The organism is Dehalococcoidia bacterium, assembly GCA_021295915.1.
In the GTDB taxonomy this organism is placed as follows: domain Bacteria; phylum Chloroflexota; class Dehalococcoidia; order Lucifugimonadales; family UBA1123; genus VXRN01.
Map to the genome: position 1 here is coordinate 1 of JAGWBK010000086.1, position 3,120 is coordinate 3,120.

Here is a 3,120-nt window from a genome sequence, read left to right on the forward strand (position 1 = left end):
GAACCAACGAGAGTATCAATAAGGCGGAAGACTATGGTGGAAAGATGGATACTGAAATCGGGTTCGCTGATGCGTTACAGCGAGCCTTTCTTTCCGACGACTGTGGTCAGATATCTCACGTTTCATGGCTCAGTTCGCCAAGAGGCAACAGGGAACCAGCAGGACTAGGGCGTGTTTGCAAACTCCCCAAGCGCCTCAAATCGACCATATCAAGCCAAGCCGAGGCGTCTCAAACAAGTACATAGCGGAGGCAAATGGCCTGCTGACCGTGGTGAGAGCGGGCCGTATTTGCTCTGGATCATAGTTTGCGAGCAGGCCGCCGTCCCAGCGACGGCCGGGCTAACGTAAACCGCGTCACCGCCACCGGGGGCAGGTCACTGCACCCCCTCGGCGACAGCCTTTGATTTCCTCTACGACGCGCTCACGGAGCAATTCGCGGATCGCCGCGAACGCACCGGCATTAGCGGGAATCATGGTAGGAACCGTAGATTCGGTGAGCCTACCGGCGCACATTGCGCCGCTCTCAGCCCGCGCTCTCAAGCCGACAAAAACAGGACGCCTGCACCGGCACGTCGGCGCGCGCCCGGGCCAGGTCGAGACGCTGCTTCGCGACCGCCGCCAATTCGTGCTGGCCGGTTCGCTCCAGGCATTCGTGATAGCCGCTCAGACTCCAGACATTGTCGGGGTGCTGACTTGACCGTTTGAGCACCGGGTCGAAGCCGAGGTCAGCCCGGTACTCGGCGAGGGCTTCTGCCACACGCCCCTGTTCCAGCAGGAGGGCGCCGAGGGCGTGCCGGGCCGGCTGCATCCAGCCCCAAGGCTCGTCATAGGGCAGGTTGTCGTCTAAGGCGACTGCCTGACGCAAATGCACGAATCCCGATTCGATGTCACCCCGCCGGTAATCGAGCTCACCGAGCAACATCTCCCGTGCGACCGCCAGGATATCGCGGCAGGAATTGTTGAACAGATACCGGCTCTCCGGCACACGGTCAAAGTCCCGCTCGAACCCCTCCGCTTCGGCCTCCGCCGACTTCGCATCCCCGAGCGTGGCGAAGGCGATGGCCCTGGCATACCGCATGGTCGCGCTGGTCACGCAGTACAGATCGGGATTCGCCGGTAGTTCCTGCGCAAGGATTTCCTGCCATTTCCCGAACCGCACGAGTACATGCTGCTTGACGGGCACCAGCCCTTCCAACCAGTCCGCCATGGGCGGCGACTGCACGCTCAGCAGGTTCTCGGGGAGGGCACCGATCAACTCCTCAGCCGCCTCGATGGCCGATTGGTACTGGCCCAGGAACATCGCGCCGTACGCCTTGAAGTGATAGTCATGGCAGCGGTATAGCGTATAGAAGTTGAACGGCCCTCTGGCATCCAGATACCGGAGGTCGGCCCGGATCGCTGCTTGGTTCCAATTCACAACGCTTAGATAATCGCCGCACAACACGTCAATATGGGTCGCCATGTGCTGCAGATGGCCGGCATCCGGCACCAAGCCCCGCAACTGTTCACAGGTGAGCAGAGCCTGTTCCGGGAAGGGCGACATCTCCATCAGGTGGATATACATGTGCAACATTCCCGGATGGGGCGGGGCGCCCATGTTCGCGCGACGTTCCATACCCCTTTCGAGCGCCTGCCTAACCTCTTCGGTGTCGGCGCCCGCTGCCGCTTCGCCCGATGCCAGGTCCCAGAGCGCCCAGGGCGTGCGGTTCATCAGCGCTTCCGCAAATAGCGCCGAGATATCCGCATCCTCCCGGTGCTTGAGGTAGACGGCTCGCATGGCGGCGGCAAAGTCATCAATCCAGGCGGGCAAATCGTGCGACAGTTGAGCAGACTGATAGCGCTGGTGAAGCGCCTCAATCAAGTCCCTTTCCGACTGGGTACCGCGGCCCGCTAGCGCCGCGGCGCTCATCGTCGCGTCATAGGCCTCGGAGAGCGTTTTCGCTGTTTCCGCTTCATCAAACGCTTCCCACGGCTTGTTGTAGTTGGGACCCATGGCGTACGCGATACCCCAATACGCCATGGCACACTTCGGATCGGCTTCTGCTGCCTGCTTGAAGCAGAAGACGGCCTCTTCGTGGTTGAATCCGTAGGTCCATAGCAGACCCCGATCAAACCAGAGCTGGGCCTCCGGCGAAGATGTTGTTATCGGCCGGCTGTATGAACCGAGATCGAACTCATAAGCCATGATGGGGCACCTTTCGTCGCGACTGCGTCTCCGAGCCTGGTCTGCGGTGGGCATCGGCGCAAGGCTTCCGCGAACTGTACGCCTGCCCGACGACAGCGTGCGTTTCCTTCACCGATCCAAGGTAAGCATAAAGCCTACGGGCCGAGTGTTTCGCATACTTCACAAAACACTAGGGGGAACGTCCTTCGGGTGGCACGCACACGAGCCGCGTAGTGCGGGTGGGCGACGGGTGTCGATGTCACCCACACACCACAGTCCAAACTGAGCGGGCCGCCCAATTATCTTACCGACGCCACCTGCCGGATACAAGCCACGACTGATCGCATTGCCTCAAACGAAATGCTACCCAACGGAGCGAATTACGTAATGACCCTATTGTGCGAATCAAAGCAGGTTATCGATAAGGCGGAAGACGTCGGAGCGAGGATGCCCATCGGGTTCGCCGATGCGTTGCAGAGAGTCTTTCTGACGACGGTGGCCAGACATCTCCAATGTCGTGGCTGAATCTGCCGGGAGACCCTGCGCGACCGTAGTTGGGTAACCTTTCCAACAGTCCCGGAAAACCGTACCATTGGGATGTTGGCCTGACGGCTTTGACCAGCCTGGCGACCTGGGGATCGAGCGTGGCTGGCGGTTGCGGTGTTCTAAATGTCGGCCGGTTCTTCCGGATACGATGAGACAGCGTTCTGCCGGCTGCCCTTGAGGCGGTAGCTGTCGCCGTTCATCTCGATGATATGCACGTCGTGGGTGATGCGGTCCGGCAGTGCGCTCTGCCCGCTCAATCTCTCGGGTTTCCTAATCCCCTGATGTGCCCCGTTTTCTCTGACGGTCTACAGGGGATTCTCAATTGCTACCCGGGTGAGCGTCGAGCATCTCGACCCGTACCTGCATTGCTCTGGGATATAGCGCCGGGCCAAACTGGTTGAACATCGCCA

At 60.4% G+C, this 3,120-nt stretch carries 1 protein-coding gene and 1 pseudogene; both read right to left on the reverse strand.

What is annotated here, in order from left to right:
• Window positions 1-523: 523 nt before the first annotated feature.
• Window positions 524-2,185 (reverse strand): hypothetical protein, encoded by a 1,662-nt coding sequence (locus J4G14_15100; GenBank protein ID MCE2459116.1) that lies wholly within the window; start codon window positions 2,183-2,185, stop codon window positions 524-526.
• A 644-nt stretch (window positions 2,186-2,829) separates the two neighbouring features.
• Window positions 2,830-2,973: pseudogene (locus J4G14_15105) on the reverse strand (ATP-binding protein).
• Window positions 2,974-3,120: the final 147 nt, after the last annotated feature.